The organism is Budvicia diplopodorum, assembly GCF_009800925.1.
Classification (GTDB): Bacteria; Pseudomonadota; Gammaproteobacteria; order Enterobacterales; family Enterobacteriaceae; genus Budvicia; species Budvicia diplopodorum.
The window spans coordinates 240,642-260,257 of record NZ_WOYF01000001.1 but is presented as its reverse complement, the minus strand read 5'-3'; the positions used below and the strand labels follow the sequence as shown (position 1 = coordinate 260,257).

The following is a 19,616-nucleotide window of genomic DNA, read 5'->3' as shown; positions in this document are numbered from 1 at the left end:
ATTTGAGCGTTGTCTATGTTGTAATATTGATTGCTGAAAGTGAGTCGCCATGAAGGATCGTAATTTTGATGATATCGCTGAGAAATTCTCTCAGAATATTTATGGTACGACTAAGGGTAAAATCCGGCAGGCGGTTCTGTGGCAAGATTTGGATCGTTTATTGGCTCAGATGCCAGAGCGACCGCTGCGAGTGTTGGATGCCGGCGGTGGTGATGGGCTAATGGCCTGCGAAATGGCTTCCCGTGGGCATCAGGTTATTTTCTGTGATATTTCTGCTGAGATGCTGAAGAGAGCTGAGCAAACCGCCATGGAAAAAGGCGTCAGTCATCATATACAATTTATACACTGCGCCGTTCAGGATGTAATACATCATTTAGAACAACCGGTAGATCTGGTATTGTTTCACGCCGTTCTTGAGTGGATCGGCGATCAACGGGCTGCATTAGAAGCGTTAATTGAATGTATTCGACCCGAAGGTATGTTGTCATTGATGTTCTATAACTATAATGCATTGCTATTTCGCAATATAACGTTAGGTAACTTTGGTTATATTGAGGCTGGGATGCAGAAAAAGAAACGTCGAACGCTATCGCCGGATCGCCCGCTGGAACCCCAGCTAGTTTACAGCTGGTTACATGAAATGCAGATGAAAACCATCAGTAAAAGCGGCGTACGGGTATTTCATGACTACGCACAGAATAAACAGCAACAGCAGCAAGACTTCGCTGCATTATTGGCGCTGGAGTTACGTTACTGCCAGCAAGAGCCATTTGTCAGTCTTGGGCGTTACATTCATGTTGTGGCTCAAAAGCCAAACGAGTCAGACGTAAAGGATGAATTATGAGTGAATTTTCCCAGACTGTACCTGAACTGGTCGCCTGGGCACGTAAAAATGACTTTTCTTTGTCGTTACCTACGGAACGTCTCGCTTTTTTGTTAGCTATTGCAACGCTTAATAGCGACAGGCTAGACGGTGAAATGAGTGAAGGTGAACTGATTGACGCGTTCAGGCACGTCAGTAAAGGTTTTGAACAAACTCATGAAACAGTTTCCGTGCGTGCAAATAATGCCATTAACGATATGGTAAAACAGCGGTTATTGAACCGTTTTACCAGTGAACTGGCCGATGGTAATGCGATTTATCGCTTAACGCCGCTGGGCATTGGCATCACTGATTACTATATTCGTCAGCGTGAATTTTCGACTTTGCGTCTTTCTATGCAGCTATCCATTGTTGCTCAGGAGCTAAACCGTGCCGCTGAGGCGGCGGAAGAGGGCGGTGACGATTTTCACTGGCACCGGAACGTTTTCGCTCCGCTAAAATATTCCGTTGCAGAGATTTTCGACAGCATCGATTTAACCCAGCGAATCATGGATGAGCAGCAGCAAAACGTAAAAGATGATATTGCCGCGCTGCTAAGCAAAGACTGGCGTGCGGCTATTTCGAGCTGTGAACTGTTGCTGATGGAAACTTCCGGCACGCTGCGCGAACTACAGGACACGCTGGAAGCCGCAGGGGACAAGCTTCAGGCTAACCTGCTACGCATTCAAGATGCCACGATGAGCAATACGGAGTTAATGTTCGTCGATAGGCTGGTTTTGGACCTTCAGTCAAAATTAGACCGCATTATCAGCTGGGGCCAGCAGGCTATCGATTTATGGATTGGCTACGATCGTCATGTACATAGATTCATCCGTACGGCGATTGATATGGATAAAAACCGAGTGTTCGCCCAGCGTTTAAGAGTGTCAATGCAGACATACTTTGAGCAGCCTTGGGCATTGACCTATGCAAACGCCGAACGCCTGTTTGACATGCGTGACGAAGAGCTGGCTTTGCGCAGTGAAGAAGTTACCGGCGAACTGCCTCCTGATTTAGAATTTGAAGAATTTACCGAAATGCGCGAGCAAATCGTAGCGCATATCGAAGCAGCCCTTGATGTGTATAAACAAGAGGCTCGTCCTCTCGATCTCGGCGCTGTCATGCGGAGTTATTTGACTCAGTTCCCTCGTACCCGACACTTTGACGTTGCCCGGCTGTTAGTCGATCAGGCCGTCAGACTAGGCGTTGCGGATGCTGATTTCTCCGGATTGCCAGCGGAATGGCAGCCTATTAATGATTTCGGAGCAAAGGTACAGGCCCATGTCATCGACAAATATTGAACAAGTAATGCCGGCTAAACTGGCTCAGGCAATTGCCAACCCACTTTTCCCCGCGCTCGATAGCCAGTTACGCTCTGGCCGACATGTGGGAATTGATGAGTTAGATAACCACGCCTATCTGATGGATTATCAGGATGAGCTGGAACGCTTTTATCAGCGTTATAACGTGGAACTGATCCGGGCACCTGAAGGATTCTTCTATTTGCGCCCTCGTTCAACGACGCTGATTTCACGTTCAGTGCTGGCCGAGCTGGATATGATGGTAGGAAAAATCCTGTGTTATCTCTATCTCAGCCCTGAACGGTTAGCGCAGGAGGGGATTTTCAGCGGTCAGGAGCTGTATGAAGAGCTAATTTCTCTGACTGATGAAAGCAAATTGCTGAAGTACGTTAATCAACGTTCAACGGGCTCAGACGTTGACCGACTGAAACTTCAGGAAAAAGTTCGTACTTCACTTAACCGGTTACGTCGGCTTGGCATGGTGATCTTTATTGGTAGCGATAGTACGAAATTTCGTATTACCGAGGCCGTTTTTCGCTTTGGTGCCGACGTTCGCAGCAGTGACGACCCACGTGAAGCACAGTTACGTATGATCCGTGATGGCGAAGCGATGCCGCTAGAAAATAGCCTGTCACTGTCTGATGACGATCAAAATACCGAAAACGTAGCGGATAGCGCAGAGGATGAACAGGAATGATTGAACGCGGTAAATTTCGCTCGTTAACATTGGTTAACTGGAATGGTTTCTTTGCCCGTACTTTTGATCTCGATGAGCTGGTGACTACCTTATCCGGTGGTAACGGTGCAGGTAAATCAACCACCATGGCGGCCTTTGTTACGGCCCTGATCCCGGACCTGACCTTATTACATTTCCGTAATACTACCGAAGCCGGTGCGACCAGCGGTTCACGCGACAAAGGTTTATACGGAAAGCTGAAGGCCGGCGTCTGTTATGCCACGCTGGACGTGGTCAATTCACGTAATCAACGGGTTTTATGCGGTGTTCGTCTGCAACAGGTTGCCGGGCGGGATCGTAAAGTTGATATCAAACCTTTCACCATTCAAGGATTGCCTGCTTCCGTTCAGCCGACAGAAATTTTGACTGAAAGCGTCGGTGAGCGTCAGGCCAGAGTTTTACCGCTACCGGAGCTAAAAGAGCGGGTTGAAGCGATGGAAGGGGTGCAGTTTAAGCAGTTTAACTCCATCTCTGATTACCATGCGCTGATGTTCGATCTTGGTGTGATCCCTAAGCGGTTACGCTCGTCATCCGATCGCAGTAAGTTCTATCGTTTGATTGAAGCCTCACTGTACGGCGGTATTTCCAGCGCGATCACCCGTTCTTTGCGCGATTACCTGTTACCGGAAAACAGTGGCGTACGTAAGGCATTTCAGGATATGGAATCGGCCCTGCGCGAAAACAGGATGACGCTGGAGGCCATTCGGGTCACCCAAAGCGACCGCGATCTTTTTAAGCATTTAATATCAGAAGCGACATCCTACGTTGCTGCTGACTATATGCGCCATGCTAATGAACGTAGGGTTCATTTAGATGACGCTTTAGTACTGCGCCGCGATTTGCTGACCAGCCGCGCTCAGTTAGTGACGGAACAATATCGTCACGTGGAGATGGCCCGTGAGTTGGCCGAGCAGTCTGGTGCGCAGTCTGACTTAGAAATGGACTATCAGGCAGCCAGCGATCATCTGAACCTCGTTCAGACGGCAATGCGTCAGCAAGAAAAAATTGAACGTTATCAGGGCGATTTGGATGAACTGACCTATCGTCTTGAAGAACAAAATGAAGTGGTGGCTGAGGCTTCAGAGCAACTGGCTGAGTATCAGGCTCGGGCTGAAACCTCAGAATCTGAAGTTGATGAGCTGAAGAGCCAGTTAGCCGATTATCAGCAGGCGCTGGACGTACAGCAAACGCGAGCCATTCAGTATCAACATGCTCTACAGGCTTTAGAACGTGCCCGTGAACTCTGTCAGCTACCAAAACTGACGGCCGACAATGCGGGCGAGTGGTTAGACACTTTTTCCGCCCGCGAGCAGGAAGCGACCGAAGCACTGCTGGAATTAGAGCAGAAGCTCAGCGTAGCCGATGCGGCACACAGTCAATTCGAAGAAGCCTATCAGCTGGTCTGTAAAATGGCCGGTGACGTGGGCCGGGCCGATGCGTGGACGGCGGCGAAAGATCTATTGCGCGACTGGTCATCACAACAGCATCAGGCCGAGCGAGTGGATGCGTTACGCATACAACTTTCAGAACTTGAACAGCGGTTGCGGGAACAGCAAGACGCCGAGCGCCTATTGCGCGAGTTCTGTAAAAAAGCCGGACAAGACTATCAACTGGAAGAACTTGAAGAGGTTCGCAGTGAGTTGGAATTGCGTCTGGAAGAGCTTGCTCAAGGGGCGGCAAACTTCGGTGAACACCGAATGGTACTGCGCCAGGAGCTAGAGCTGGCAAACGGCAAAATCAAAATGCTGTCAGACCGGGCTCCGGTGTGGATCGCCGCTCAGGACGCTCTGACTCAGTTAAGTGAACAGTGCGGCGAGCAGTTAGAAGACAGCGCACAGGTCACAGAGCAGATGCAGTACCTGCTGGAGCGGGAGCGGGAAACGACCGTTGAGCGTGATTTGATCGCTCAACAAAAACGCGAAGTTGAGCAGCAAATTGAACGCCTTAGCCAGCCGAGCGGCGCGGAAGACGGGCGTTTAATTGCGTTGGCTGAACGTTTTGGCGGCGTATTACTGTCTGAAATCTATGATGATGTGGTATTAGATGATGCACCGTATTTCTCCGCGTTATATGGCCCGGCCCGCCATGGCATCGTGGTTCCTGACCTGTCGCTTATCAGAGAACAGCTTGAAACGCTGGATGACTGCCCGGAAGACCTCTATCTGATTGAAGGGGATCCGCAGTCATTTGATGATAGCGTATTCGCCGCCGAAGAAGTGACCGGTGCCGTCGTGGTTAAAGTTTCTGACCGGCAGTGGCGCTATTCCCGGTTCCCTGACGTTCCTCTTTTTGGTCGTGCGGCCCGAGAGAATCGCCTTGAAATTCTCAATACCGAACGTGAAGAGCTGGCTGAACGCTATGCGACCCTCTCTTTTGACGTGCAGAAAACTCAGCGTTTACATCAGGGCTTTAGCCGCTTTGTGGGTAGCCATCTTTCGGTTGCGTTTGAAAGCGATCCTGAGGCTGAAATTCGTCAGCTAACCGGCCGCCGCGGTGAAATTGAGCGTGAGTTAAACGGTCATGAAAACCAAGAACGCCAGCACAAACAGCAATTAGATCAGGTTAAAGAGAACATCAGTCAGCTTAATCGGGTGCTGCCACAGCTTCATTTAGTCGCTGATGAAACGCTGGTTGAGCGGGTTGAGGTGATTCGTGAAGATTTAGAAGAGGCCCAGGATGCGGCCCGCTACGTTCAGCAACACGGTTTAACGCTGGCTAAGTTAGAACCTATCGTTTCCGTGTTACAAAGCGATCCTCAGCAGCATGAAAACCTGCAGAGCAGCTATGCTCAGGCGCAAAGCGTTCAGCGTCAGGCTAAGCAGCAGGCATTCTCGTTGACTGAAGTCGTTCAGCGACGGGTTCATTTTAGCTACAGTGATTCCGCCGGCATGCTGACGGAAAATTCCGATCTGAATGATAAATTACGCCAGCGTCTTGAACATGCGGAAGCTGACCGTACTCGTGCTCGGGATCAGCTACGGACCTATCAAACCCAGTTTACTCAGTTCAGTCAGGTTCTGGCTTCGCTAAAAAGCTCTTATGAAGCTAAAACCGACATGCTTAAAGAGCTGGGGCAGGAGCTACAGGATATTGGCGTTCAGGCCGATCCGAATGCCGAAGCCAGAGCAAGGCAGCGCCGTGACGAGCTGTACGCCGGGCTGAGCGGCAATCGCCAGCTTTGCAGCCAGCTGGAGAAGCAGATTACCTTCTGTGAAGCCGAAATGGATGGCATACAGAAGAAATTGCGTAAGCTTGAGCGCGATTATCACCAAATGCGCGAGCTGGTTGTTACGGCAAAAGCCGGCTGGTGCATGGTGATGCGCTTAGTGAAAGACAACGACGTGCAGCGTCGTTTGCATCGTCGTGAACTGGCCTATATGGACGCAGAAGACCTGCGTTCTATGTCGGATAAAGCGTTAGGTGCGCTCCGGCTGGCGGTTGCTGATAATGAACATTTGCGCGATGTACTGCGCGCGTCTGAAGATCCTAAACGTCCTGAAAAGAAAATTCAGTTCTATATTGCGGTCTACCAGCATCTGCGCGAGCGCATCCGTCAGGACATTATCCGCACTGACGATCCGGTTGAAGCCATTGAACAAATGGAGATTGAGCTGGGCCGTCTGACCGAAGAGCTTACGGCGCGCGAACAAAAGCTGGCTATCAGCTCAAAGAGCGTGGCGAATATTATTCGCAAAACGATTCAGCGCGAACAAAACCGTATCCGCATGCTGAACCAAGGGCTACAGGCGGTGGCATTTGGTCAGGTTAAGAGCGTTCGCTTGAATGTTAACGTTCGTGAAGCACACGCCATGTTGCTTGACGTGCTGTCTGAGCAGCAGGAGCAGCATCAGGACCTCTTCAGCAGTAATCGCCTGACCTTCTCTGAAGCGCTGGCTAAGCTGTATCAACGTTTAAATCCGCATATTGATATGGGGCAGCGTGCGCCACAAACGATCGGCGAAGAGCTACTGGATTATCGTAACTATCTTGAGTTGGAAGTTGAAGTCTTCCGCGGTTCTGACGGTTGGCTACGCGCCGAGAGTGGGGCGCTGTCAACCGGTGAAGCTATCGGTACCGGTATGTCTATTCTGGTCATGGTCGTTCAGAGCTGGGAAGAAGAGTCGAGGCGACTGCGTGGTAAAGATATTGCGCCATGCCGTTTGCTGTTTCTCGATGAGGCAGCGCGTCTGGATGCTAACTCGATCGCTACACTATTTGAACTCTGCGATCGTCTGGAGATGCAGCTTATCATTGCTGCTCCAGAGAATATCAGCCCTGAAAAAGGAACGACCTATAAGCTGGTGCGTAAAGTCTTCCAGAATCATGAGCACGTTCACGTAGTCGGGCTACGGGGTTTTGGTATTGAGAAAAATTCAGAAACGGTCTTAGAAAAACCCGAACAAACTGAGAAAGATCAAGAAATGAATGTTTCTGAAGGGTTGCTATAATAAATATAACCTTATGGCATTGTTTATTGAGACCCCGTTGAGATAATCTGTACGCGGTCGCCAAGTGGCGGCCGTATTTTTCGAATGCCAAGTTATACAGGATGTTTTGATTGAGCTAATAGTCAGTTAGGCTTATTCAGTTGGTTGTTCACTGGGCACAGGCACTGGTTTATGAAGTTTTAGCTAAGTAGAGGACAAGGGATGTTGTTGGTTAAACGAAAAGTTCTTCATAGTTTCACAATGGGATGCACGCTGGCTACTTTGGCAGCCGCGCCGGTATATTCATGGGCTACTGAGCCCTCTGTAACGCCTGCTGCCGCTGAAACCGCAGTGGTAACTACGGCTGAAGTCATATCTGCAGTGCCAACTGAGCAATCGCCCACCTCAATTACTACTATTCACAGCCGTGAGGCTTTAACGAAGTCGCTGCCGGCTCAAGTTACTCTAAAATATTTATCTGAACTGGCTCCAATTTATGCCGCTTCGGACATGAAACCAATGTGGGCCGACGTTCAGGTTCAGAAACAGTTTGAACAACAGCTTGCTGAAATGGCTTTAGCCGGTATTCAGCCTCAGTTTGGACAATGGGCTAAACTGTTAGCCGATCCTGAAGTGAAGGGGATTGCCCGCGATGCTATTTTGTCAGATGCGTTAGTTGGCTATATGCACTTCGTTGATGGCGTCAATGCAAATGGAAATATTTGGCTTTATAACGTTGGTTCCTACAAGTTAGGTTCGCCGTCAGCCGATAGATTACAGCAGTGGCAGCAGGCGGTTCAAAGCGGTGAACTGGCTAAATTTATTCAAAGCCTTGCCCCTCAAGGTGCTCAGTATGCCAATATGCATAAAGGGCTCAAACCCCTTATCGGTGACGCACAGCCATGGCCACAGTTGGCGAGTTCAAAACAAAGTCTGCGCCCGGGTAATAGCAGCAGTGATATTCCCGTTCTGCGGGATATTTTAAGCCGTAGCGGCGCATTGAGTGAGAAGGCGGTATCGCCGTCTGAAGCTGTACCAGCTAAAATAGAGGCCGCGGTAACCGCAACCACTCCGATAGCGGTTGCCGCTACCGAAGCTACTCCGATCGCACAAGATTCAGCGGTTTATACGCCTGATTTGGTTGAAGGTGTGAAGCGTTTTCAACAAATGTATGGCTTAGAAGCCGACGGCGTTATTGGTAGCGGTACCCGCGATGCGCTTAATATGGCTCCGCAAATTCGTGCTGCCGTATTGGCGTTGAATATTCAGCGTCTGCGCCTGTTACCGGATACGTTAAGCACCGGGATTTTCGTCAATATTCCCGATTTCTCTCTGGTTTATTATGTCAACGGTGAGCGGATTCTTGAGTCTAAAGTCATTGTTGGTTCGTCGAGTCGCAAAACTCCCCTCATGAGCAGCGCATTAAATAACGTTGTGGTTAATCCACCGTGGAATGTCCCTTCGAAGCTTATCCGTGAGGATATTATGCCTAAGGCAAAACGCGATCCCGAGTATTTGAAGCGGGCCGGGTATACGGTTTATGCTGGCTGGAATAACGGTGCCGAAGCGGTTGATTCAAGCAGCATTGATTGGTCAGAAGGTTCATCTAATTATCGTTTACAGCAGGCGCCTGGCCGAGGTAATTCATTAGGCCGTTTTAAATTTAACATGCCTAACAATGATGCTATTTACCTGCACGATACGCCGAACCATGGCCTGTTTAATAAGAGCATGCGGGCATTAAGTTCTGGCTGCATCAGGGTTAATAAAGCCGCGGAACTAGCCAATATACTACTGACCGATGCCGGGTGGGACGATAATAAGATTCAGGGAGCTCTTAAGCGGGGAAGTACCAGCTACGCACCGATTCGCGAAAAGATCCCGGTACAGCTTTACTATATGACTTCATGGGTTAGTGCTAACGGTAGCCCTGAATTTCGGGCTGACATCTATGGCTACGATCGGGCAGCAAAAGAAGGGATCAAAGAGTTGCCTCAGGTAGAAAAATTACTAAATTAGTGCAGTAATCGCCTCATTTCTGTTGTCATATAGTGGGTAGATTAACGAGCGCTTACATTTTAAGCGCTCGTTGAAACAACCTCGCGGTAACATTATGTTATGGTACCGACTATCCTAATACCAATTGATAATCATTCCGGTTGTATCATATTGGTTGATAATTAAGCTGTTATGCAACTTTAAATCGATTTACTGAGTACAAATAGAAATATGGATAAAATCGATCATCATCGCCGTAAATGGCTGACTATTGGTGGTGCAGCCTTAGGCTTGGCATTAGTTCCTAATGCTTTACTGGCTGCTCCTAAAACTACCACAACCAAAGGTCAGAATCAGTCCCGTACCCGTACGCTATTGATTAAAAACATCAATACTAATGAGACGATAAAATCTACCTATTTCAATGGTAAAAGCTATAACAAGGCTGAACTGGCCAAGCTGAACCATATTTTCCGCGATCGCCGTACCGAGCAGGTGATTACTATCGATCCTAAGCTCTACGATAAACTCTACTATTTGCAAAAGCAGTTTGGGCTAAATAAGCCAATTGAGCTGGTTTGCGGCTATCGGTCGGTGAATACCAATAACGGAATGCGCGAGCAAAAAGGTGGAGTAGCAAAAAATAGTTATCACACCTTAGGTAAGGCCGCTGATATTCGCATCGTCGGCGTATCGTTGAAAAGCCTAGAAAATGCTGCATTGCAGATGAAGTCGGGCGGCGTTGGTTACTATCCCGGAAGTAATTTTGTTCATGTAGATACCGGTCCGGTAAGAAACTGGTAAATTAGAATTCCGAAAAAGCGCTCTATATTGAGCGCTTTTTTATAGCTGTGCATTTTTAATCTTCAGAAGCTAAACAAATCGCGCTGAACGCAGTACTATGACGCCATTAATTCAAAAATAGCATTGGCGTTTAGCCTTATTGGAGCGTTCTTTGAAATATCAAATTATTCCCGTTACGCCGTTTCAACAAAACTGTACGTTACTGTGGTGTGAAGAGACTAATCAGGCCGCCATTGTTGACCCGGGCGGTGAATCACCTCTTTTAATCAGAGCTATCGAGACCTTGGGCGTAAAGCTGGTTAAAGTGTTACTGACTCACGGGCACTTAGATCATGTCGGTGCAGCAACTAGAATAGCCAAACACTATGGGGTACCTATTGTTGGTCCTCATAAATATGACCTGTTCTTACTGGAGGAATTGGAAGAGCAATGTGCTCAATTCGGTTTGGAAGGCTGCCTGCAGTTTACCCCCGACCGCTGGTTAGATGAGGGGGATTCAGTGGTGTTTGGCAATCAAAATTTGCTGGTTCGCCATACGCCAGGGCACACTCCCGGCCATGTTATCTTTTTTTCTGAGTCAGCTAAGTTAGCGTCGGTTGGTGATGTACTGTTTGCCGGTGGAATAGGGCGATCGGATTTTCCGCGTGGAAACTATGCCGATTTGATTTCATCAATTCGTGAGAAGCTGTGGCCTTTAGGTAATGACGTTCAATTTATTCCGGGACACGGGCCTATGTCTACTTTCGGTGATGAGCGTCAGACTAATCCGTTTGTAGCCGATCGGCTCTAGCTAGTTATTGTGATAAGTAAAAAGGACGTTTCTCAACGTCCTTTTTTGTATGTAACCGAGTGAACGTTAGAGTACTGCAACAATGGCTTCGCAAAGCGGAGCCATATTATCTAACGTCATTCCTGCCACATTAATTCTGCCGGAGTTAACGGCATAGATGGCATATTCGTTCCTCAGGCGCAGCACCTGCTCAGAAGTCAGTCCACTGAAGGAGAACATCCCATTTTGATTGATAATGAAACTGAAGTCTTTATGGGCGCCTTTTTCCTGTAGCGTATTCACAAACAGTTGGCGCATGCGATGAATGCGCTGGCGCATGTCGGTTAATTCTTGTTCCCAACTTTCCCGCAGGCTTTGGTTGCTGAGTATCGCCGTAACCACGGCAGCTCCGTGTGCCGGTGGATTTGAATAGTTAGCTCTGATAACGGACTTAACCTGACTGAAAGCCCGCTCGGCGGTTTCACCGTCGCTGGCGATTAAAGTAAACGCCCCAACGCGCTCATTGTATAAACCAAAGTTTTTAGAATAAGAGCTGGCAACGATGAGCTCTGGATTTGATTGAGTAAAAATGCGTAAACCTTGGGCATCTTCTTCCAAGCCTTTTGCAAATCCCTGATAGGCAAAATCAAAAAGTGGAAGCCAGCCACGTTCGGCAGACAGCTTCGCCAATAGTTTCCACTGCTCTTCAGTAGGGTCGATACCGGTCGGGTTGTGGCAGCATCCGTGGAATAGCACAACATCCCCGGCCTGTGCCTGTTCTAAGCTGGCCAACATGCCGTCAAAATCAAGGGCGTGCTGTTCTGCATTATAATAGGTGTATTCTGGCGTTTCTAACCCGGCAGCTTTGAATACGCTCTTGTGGTTAGGCCAGCTAGGGTTGCTGATCCATACGCGCTTAGCGCTAGTGTTTGTTGCGATAAAGTCGGCTGCAATACGAAGGGCGCCGGTGCCGCCGGGGGCCTGTGCCGTACGGGCTCGCTTATCGGCAATAATTGAGCTTTCTGTTCCGAACAGCAGTTCTTGAGTGCAAACGCCGAAAGCGGCCAGGCCTGCAATGCCAAGGTAGTTTTTGGTGGTTTCATTCTCTAGCAAATATTGTTCTGCTTTTTTTACGCTATCGAGAACCGGCGTATGGCCTGTTTCATCTTTATAAACACCAATGCCTAGATTGATTTTATTTGCTCGGGTTTCAGCATTATAAAGATCTCCCAATCCTAATATCGGGTCAGCTGGTGCGGCGGTAATATGTTCAAACATAGTGAGTGGCTTCCATGAAAACTAGATTAACGGAGAAAAGTATAGCCAGATTAACGTCAATTCGTTGGGTTTGACAAATGTTTAGAATGAAAAAGTAAATAAAACTATAAGGTGGGGGGATATATTGAAAAATCTAATGATATTTTTGATTTTTACGTGGCTTTTATATCAAAAACAAAATTAAAAAGGCACCCGAAGGTGCCTTTTTCAGCTATTCATATAACATGAATTAGAACTGGTAAACGATACCAACAGCAACAACATCATCAGTCAGGATTCTTGCGCCTTTGGTGAATTCGTTGTCATCTAACAGGTTGATTTTATAGTCAACTTTAGTAGAGATGTTTTTGTTGAAGTAGTAAGTAGCGCCAACGTCAACGTAGTTCATTAACTCTTCGTTATCATATCTGTTACCGGTCGCAGTAGCGACCATGTTCAGATCTTTACCTTTTGAGTAAAGCCAAGCTAGTGAAGGTTGTAAGCCAAAATCAAACAGGTATTGACCAACTACTTCAATGTTTTGAGTTTTGTTGGCAACGAAGCTGTTTGTAGCTGTAGGGGAAGTATTGTACTCACCGAAGCGAGTCATGTTATAAGTCTGGCTATAAATAGCGGCTAAATAAACGTTATTTGCGTTATATTTAATACCACCGGTAACAGCTTCAGCGCGGTCGCCTCTGCCGTCAGCAGTTTGACCATCAGTACGGTCAGACGATGCATAGGCTGCACCTAATGACAGGCCCATACCTAAATCATAGCTAGTTGATAAGCCATAGCCGTCGCCGTTACGATCGCTATCATTACGGTCATGGACGCTTGAGTCGTTACGACCTTGGTATTGAACTGCGAAGTTTAAGCCATCAACCATACCGAAGAAGTTCTTGTTACGGTAAGTAGCTAAGCCACCAGCACGGTTAGTCATGAATACGTCAGTTTGTTGGAACGTTTCACCACCGAACTCTGGCAGAACGTCGGTCCAGCCGCCGATGTCATACAGAACGCCGTAATTACGACCGTAGTCGAAAGAACCCGCATCGCCCATTTTCATACCGGCATAGGCCAGACGAGTTTTTTGTGCGTTATCGCCTTCTTTTTTACTAGCGTTCATCTCAGTCTGGTAGTAACCAAAACCAACTAATTGGTCGTTAACTTGAGTTTCGCCTTTGATGCCAAAACGAGCGTAGGTTTTATCGCCATCGCTGTCTTTACCATCAGAGAAATAATGAGAACCCTGGATTTTTCCAGTGAAGTCTAATTTGTTGCCGTCTTTGTTATAAACTTCGGCTGCGTTTGCTGCACCAGCAACTAAAAGGGCCGGTACGATCACTGCTAAGATTTTACGTTTCATCATTTTAATAACTTCCCTCATTGGAGTTGTCAGACATCTGCCACTGCTTCCAACTTTAAAGTTGGTAAACACTTGATGCCGTTTTTTAAGCCACCCGCAGTTTTTCATTCGTGAGGCGCTTTATCTAGCCTTTAAATGCTACTAATATCCTAAAGAAGTTACAAGGGGAAAATATGTATTTCCCGATATTAATATGATTGAACTTTGTGATAAGTATCTAATTTTGAAAAAATAAAAGGCCAAAAACGCTGGCCTTTTATAAAAAGTACAAAAATTGAACTTATTTCGCTCTGTTAGAATGACACGTTTCGAGGGGTTCTTGGGAACGGAATTACGTCCCGAACGTTTTGTACGCCGGTAACATAAGCAATTAAACGTTCGAATCCTAAACCAAACCCAGAATGTGGAACGGTGCCGTAACGGCGTAAATCCCGATACCAGCCGTAGTCTTCTTTATTTAACCCCATTTCTTCAAGACGCTGGTCAAATCTATCAAGGCGCTCTTCACGTTGAGAACCGCCGATAATCTCACCAATGCCCGGAGCCAGAACGTCCATGGCTGCCACGGTTTTACCATCTTCATTCATACGCATATAAAATGCTTTAATGTCTTTCGGGTAGTTTTTAACCACTACGGGCGCTTTAAAGTGCTTCTCGGCAAGGTAACGCTCGTGTTCTGACGATAAATCGATACCCCAACTGACCGGATTTTCAAAAGGGTGGCCACAGTTCAGCAGAATCTCAATGGCGTCAGTGTAGTCAACCTGCGCAAAGTCAGAGGTAACAAACTGCTCTAAACGGGAAATCGCCTCTTTATCTACGCGCTCAGCGAAAAATGCCATATCGTCGGCTCGTTCAGTCAGAACGGCTTTAAATACGTACTTAAGCATCGCTTCAGCAAGAGCGGCTACGTCGTTGAGATCGGCAAAGGCCACTTCTGGCTCGACCATCCAGAACTCAGCCAGATGTCGGCTGGTATTTGAATTTTCCGCCCGAAAGGTTGGGCCAAAGGTATACACTTTTGACAGGGCGCTGGCGTAGGTTTCGCCATTCAATTGACCGGAAACGGTCAAGAAAGATTCGCGGCCAAAGAAGTCTTGGCTAAAATCGATATTGCCCTTGTCGGTACGCGGAAGGTTTTCTAAATCTAACGTTGAGACGCGAAACATCTCACCGGCACCCTCTGTATCTGATGCCGTAATAATTGGCGTAGATACCCAGAAATAGCCTTGTTCATCAAAGAAGCGATGAATGGCCTGAGCCAATGTGTGTCTTACGCGCGCTACCGCACCGATAATATTAGTGCGCGGGCGTAAGTGAGCCACTTCTCGCAGGTATTCGATACTGTGGCGTTTGGCGGCCATCGGATAAGTATCCGGGTCGTCAACCCAACCGGTCACTTCGACTAACGTTGCCTGTAGTTCTACGGGCTGACCTTCTCCCGGAGAGGCGACAACGGTACCCGTCACGATGACCGAACAACCGGTGGTCAGGTGTAGTACTTCATCCTGGTAGTTAGGCAGAGAACTATTAATGACAGCCTGTAACGGATTAAAGCATGAGCCGTCATAGACGGTCAGAAAGGAAATACCGGCTTTAGAATCACGCCGGGTACGCACCCAACCGCGTACGGTGACTTCGCTGTCAACCGCGGCACGGCCTTGCAGTACGTCGACTACAGGCACTACGCTCATAAATTTCTCTCTTATAATATTAACTTGTTTAAATACTCTAATAAGGTTCGTTTTCAAATACGCTCTTTAAAAACAACCTCGCTATGTTACTTGTTGCGCGCTATCTGACAAGTAGAAAACAGCAATATTGGCGACATTATCTGAACTTTATTTTCACTACATCTTCACTATATTGTGTAATAAAAATTCGCTGCCGTCTGATGCTGCTTATTATCGAATGCGGGCTGAAGAATTACGGTACTAAAAAAAACCGCCTTTTTACAGTTAAAAGGCGGTTTTTTCTTAAGGTGCATTAATTGTCGTGTTTGACTAACGGTAAGTTGAACGCTTTATGCAGGGCCTTTACGAAACCTTTATCTTGGCAAATTGTTTTTCCCGGGCTGTCGGATAATTTAGCTACCGGTTTACCATTGCATTGAATCAGCTTAATCACAATGTTCAACGGTGTGACGCCAGGTATATCACAGGTCAGACGGGTGCCGATGCCAAAAACTAACTTCACCCGTTGATGGAATCGTTGGTAGAGCGCCAGGGCCTTATCCAAATCGAGATTATCAGAAAATACGAGCGTTTTACTCAGCGGGTCAATGCCTAACTGTTGATAATGGGCAATCGCTTTTTCCCCCCAGTCGAAGGGATCGCCTGAGTCATGCCGTAACCCTTCGTATTGGCTGGCAAACTGGATACCAAAGTCACGTAAAAAAGCATCCATGGTAATACAGTCAGTTAATGCAATACCTAATTGGCCTGGGTATTCATCCAACCAGCCCTGAAGCGCGGCGCGCTGGCTATTGGCTAATACCGGGCTAATTTGTTGAAAGGCTTGGAACCACTCATGCGCCTGAGTTCCTATTGGCGACAGGTTTAAGCGATGAGCCAGATCGTAATTACTGGTGCCGATTAAATAGGGCGAGAACTCATGCTGTAACGTACTGACTATCGCTTGTTGAACTTCTTTGCTATATCGCCTGCGGGTACCGAAGTCAGACAGCTTAAACTGTGACAAATCGACATCGGCATAATCGCTACGGAATCGAGTCAGTTTTTCGCGTAAATGAATGACGGCTTGTTCAACGCCAATATTCGGCGTTCTGTTACGGTGAATAGTCTCACTGATAACGGCTAATAAAGGAACTTCCCAAAGAATAGCTTCATGCCAAAGGCCGGTAATACGGATGTTTAGCTTTCCTTTAACGTTAGTTATCTGAACCTGTGAGGGATCAAAACGAAAGCTTTTTAGCCATTGTAGATAGTCAGACTGGAAAAACGGTAGGGAAGATAAATAGGTATATTCATCCTCGGTTAACGCTAAATCACGCATCAGCGATACCTGCTGGCGGATTTCATCGGCATAGTCACCCAGAGAATCTTCACTGCGGCAACGAAACTCGGCCACCACGGTGGTATTACGATAGCGATGGTAAACCGCCTGCTGCATATGCAGTTTGTAGGCATCAGTATCTAATAATGAATTAAGAATGGGGGTAGCTGGTTGTTTCATGTTGCGATTACTGTTTTCTCATTGAGTGACGCGCTGAAATATCCGGAGAGTATACCTGTAATGTTAGCTTATAAAAGCGGGAAAACGTTCCGAGCAGGTAGCCTACGGTCAACGATACTGAATAATAGATAAGAAGAAAATGATTATTTTTACCATTTAGCTAGCGGGGCATTTTGCAACTCGCCATGAAGAAGCATAGACTTAGTTTATGAATTGATTGAACAACATAGGTTTTTTTATGACTCAGCAACCACGGGCGAAATATCGCCATGATTACGCTAAACCTGATTTTACGATTACTGATATAGCTCTGGATTTTGATTTATCACCGGAAACAACCCGCGTTACGGCCGTGACTCAGGTTCAACGCAATGGTCATAATAATGAACCACTGGTTCTGGACGGCGAGAACCTAACGTTAATATCCATTAGCGTTAATGATCAACCTTGGCAAGCGTTCCACCAGCGGGAAGGTCAGTTGGTTATTGAACAGCTTCCCGATCGTTTCACGCTGACCGTGGTGAACGATATCCATCCGGCAAAAAACAGCGCTCTGGAAGGCCTTTATCTTTCTGGCGAGGCTTTATGTACTCAATGTGAAGCTGAAGGTTTCCGTCATATTACCTATTATTTAGATCGCCCCGACGTTCTGGCTCGCTATACCACTCGAATTGTGGCGGATAAAAAAGCCTATCCTTATTTATTGTCTAACGGCAATCGTATTGCTCAGGGAGATCTGGATGACGGGCGTCATTGGATTCAATGGCAAGATCCGTTTCCAAAACCAAGCTATCTGTTTGCGCTGGTGGCCGGCGATTTTGACGTGCTGCGCGATACTTTTACTACCTGTTCTGGCCGTAACGTCGATCTGGAACTGTTTGTGGACCGCGGTAATTTAGATCGCGCCGATTGGGCAATGACTTCGCTAAAGAATGCGATGAAGTGGGATGAAAGCCGTTTTGGTCTGGAATACGATCTTGATATCTACATGATCGTGGCCGTCGACTTCTTTAATATGGGGGCGATGGAAAATAAAGGCCTCAACGTATTTAACTCTAAATACGTGTTGGCTAAGGCGGAAACCGCTACGGATAAAGATTATCTGAATATTGAAGCCGTTATTGGTCATGAGTATTTCCACAACTGGACCGGTAATCGGGTCACCTGTCGCGATTGGTTCCAGCTCAGCCTTAAAGAAGGGTTAACGGTTTTCCGCGATCAAGAGTTCAGTTCCGATCTGGGATCCAGAGCGGTTAATCGGATCGACAACGTCAGAGTAATGCGCGGTGCCCAGTTTGCTGAAGACGCCAGCCCAATGGCTCATGCGATCCGCCCTGATAAAGTGATCGAAATGAATAACTTCTACACGTTGACCGTGTATGAGAAAGGCTCTGAAGTTATTCGCATGATGCACACCTTGCTCGGTGAAACTAAGTTTCAGGCGGGTATGAAGCTTTACTTCCAACGCCATGACGGTAGTGCTGCCACCTGTGACGATTTTGTTCAGGCAATGGAAGATGCGTCCGGTATCGATCTCACGCTGTTCAGACGCTGGTATAGCCAGTCGGGTACGCCTCATTTAACCGTGCGCGATAGCTATAATGAGGTGAAGCAGCAATATATATTAACCGTTCGTCAAATGACGCCACCGACGCAGGATCAGCAGGATAAGCTGCCATTACATATTCCGTTAGGCATTGAGCTATATATGGAGAATGGCGATATCATTCCATTATTCAGCGAAGGTAAAGCCGTTGATTCAGTGTTAAACGTTATTCAATCTGAACAGACATTTGTATTTGAGCGAGTCACGCAGAAACCGATTATTTCATTACTACGTGAATTCTCTGCTCCGGTAAAACTTGATTACCCTTATACCGACCAACAGTTGGTATTTTTAATTAAGCATGCAAGCAATGATTTTTCTCGTTGGGATGCAGCACAAATGCTATTGGCGAAATATGTTAAAGCCAACGTTATTAACCAGCAGCAGGGCAACGATTTTGAATTGCCGATGCAGGTTATTGATGCGTTCAGATCGGTATTGTTATCGGATCAATTAGATCCTGCTCTGGCGGCTCAGATATTAACCATACCGTCAGAAAATGAAATGGCAGAGCTATTTGATATTATTGATCCTGATACGATTCACCAAACTCGGTCAGCAATAATTAACTGTCTGGCTAGCGAAATGCAGGATGAATGCTTAGCCGTTTATCTGGCTAATAAAACGGAAAGCTATCAGATTGAGCACTCAGATATTGCGAAAAGAGCGTTAAGTAATGTGTGTTTGAACTATTTATCCTTTACCGATCGTGACTTCACCGATGATTTAATTAATCAGCAATATATGAACGCCAATAATATGACCGATTGTTTGGCGGCATTATCCGCCGCAGTGGCTGCGCAATTACCCTGTAAGGATCGGCTGATGTCCGCTTTTGACGATCGTTGGCATCAGGATGGGTTGGTGATGGATAAATGGTTTATTCTTCAGGCAAGTAGCCCGGATAAGCAAGTGTTACAGACCGTCAAATCACTATTAAATCATCGCTCATTTAGCATGAATAATCCTAATCGGATCCGTTCACTGATTGGCGCATTTGCTTCCACCAATCCCTCTGCATTTCATGCAAAAGATGGGGCGGGTTACGCTTTCCTTACCGAGATCCTTATCGACCTCAATCAGCGCAATCCACAGGTGGCTTCACGTTTAATTGAGCCTTTGATCCGCTTAAGCCGTTACGATCAATCTCGCCAGCAGCTGATGCGTGATGCTTTAGAGACGCTGAAAGGGTTGGATAATTTATCTGGCGATCTGTTTGAGAAAATTACTAAAACGTTAAACGGCGGTTAATACCTGCCGATAATGGAAAGGGCCGGGGTTGGTAACCGGCC

The 19,616-nt window shown here is 47.0% G+C and carries 12 protein-coding genes; 8 read left to right on the top strand and 4 right to left on the bottom strand.

Going from position 1 to position 19,616, the window contains the following annotated elements; translation table 11 throughout:
- Positions 1-49: 49 nt before the first annotated feature.
- The 7 genes from cmoM to GVI43_RS01080 all read left to right on the top strand — a co-directional run bounded on the left by cmoM (position 50) and on the right by GVI43_RS01080 (position 10,918).
- Entirely contained in the window at positions 50-844 is a 795-nt protein-coding gene (cmoM, locus tag GVI43_RS01110; RefSeq protein WP_159564555.1) for a tRNA uridine 5-oxyacetic acid(34) methyltransferase CmoM, read from the top strand.
- Positions 841-2,163, top strand: coding sequence for a chromosome partition protein MukF (gene mukF / locus GVI43_RS01105; protein ID WP_159564553.1), 1,323 nt, complete (start codon positions 841-843; stop codon positions 2,161-2,163). Before cmoM ends, mukF begins: the two co-directional genes overlap by 4 nt.
- Complete coding sequence (mukE, locus tag GVI43_RS01100; protein WP_159564551.1) at positions 2,144-2,860, top strand: chromosome partition protein MukE; 717 nt, start codon at positions 2,144-2,146, stop codon at positions 2,858-2,860. The genes mukF and mukE overlap by 20 nt, the downstream gene beginning before the upstream one ends.
- Positions 2,857-7,347, top strand: a complete 4,491-nt coding sequence (mukB, locus tag GVI43_RS01095) for a chromosome partition protein MukB (protein ID WP_159564549.1) — start codon at positions 2,857-2,859, stop codon at positions 7,345-7,347. Before mukE ends, mukB begins: the two co-directional genes overlap by 4 nt.
- Positions 7,348-7,548: 201 nt before the next feature.
- Positions 7,549-9,345: a L,D-transpeptidase gene (gene ldtD, locus GVI43_RS01090; RefSeq protein ID WP_159564547.1), complete on the top strand. Its 1,797-nt coding sequence runs from the start codon at positions 7,549-7,551 to the stop codon at positions 9,343-9,345.
- Between the two features lie 210 nt (positions 9,346-9,555).
- The gene (mepK, locus tag GVI43_RS01085) at positions 9,556-10,128 is read left to right on the top strand and encodes a peptidoglycan L,D-endopeptidase MepK (RefSeq protein WP_159564545.1); all 573 of its coding nucleotides are present in this window, start codon (positions 9,556-9,558) and stop codon (positions 10,126-10,128) included.
- Between the two features lie 151 nt (positions 10,129-10,279).
- Positions 10,280-10,918 (top strand): MBL fold metallo-hydrolase, encoded by a 639-nt coding sequence (locus tag GVI43_RS01080; protein ID WP_159564543.1) that lies wholly within the window; start codon positions 10,280-10,282, stop codon positions 10,916-10,918.
- A 66-nt stretch (positions 10,919-10,984) separates the two neighbouring features.
- On the opposite strand, the gene GVI43_RS01075 is transcribed toward GVI43_RS01080, so the two are convergent.
- The 4 genes from GVI43_RS01075 to pncB all read right to left on the bottom strand — a co-directional run bounded on the left by GVI43_RS01075 (position 10,985) and on the right by pncB (position 16,718).
- Positions 10,985-12,175 carry an amino acid aminotransferase gene (locus GVI43_RS01075; RefSeq protein ID WP_159564541.1) on the bottom strand — a complete coding sequence of 397 codons (1,191 nt, stop codon included), beginning with the start codon at positions 12,173-12,175 and terminating at the stop codon, positions 10,985-10,987.
- Between the two features lie 229 nt (positions 12,176-12,404).
- Positions 12,405-13,523: a porin OmpC gene (gene ompC, locus GVI43_RS01070; RefSeq protein WP_159565055.1), complete on the bottom strand. Its 1,119-nt coding sequence runs from the start codon at positions 13,521-13,523 to the stop codon at positions 12,405-12,407.
- Between the two features lie 293 nt (positions 13,524-13,816).
- The gene (gene asnS, locus GVI43_RS01065; protein ID WP_159564539.1) at positions 13,817-15,217 is read right to left on the bottom strand and encodes an asparagine--tRNA ligase; all 1,401 of its coding nucleotides are present in this window, start codon (positions 15,215-15,217) and stop codon (positions 13,817-13,819) included.
- A 292-nt stretch (positions 15,218-15,509) separates the two neighbouring features.
- Entirely contained in the window at positions 15,510-16,718 is a 1,209-nt protein-coding gene (gene pncB, locus GVI43_RS01060) for a nicotinate phosphoribosyltransferase (protein WP_159564537.1), read from the bottom strand.
- 238 nt (positions 16,719-16,956) lie between these two features.
- Between pncB and pepN the strand changes: the two genes are divergently transcribed.
- Positions 16,957-19,575 (top strand): aminopeptidase N, encoded by a 2,619-nt coding sequence (gene pepN / locus GVI43_RS01055; RefSeq protein WP_159564535.1) that lies wholly within the window; start codon positions 16,957-16,959, stop codon positions 19,573-19,575.
- The last annotated feature ends 41 nt before the right edge of the window (positions 19,576-19,616 follow it).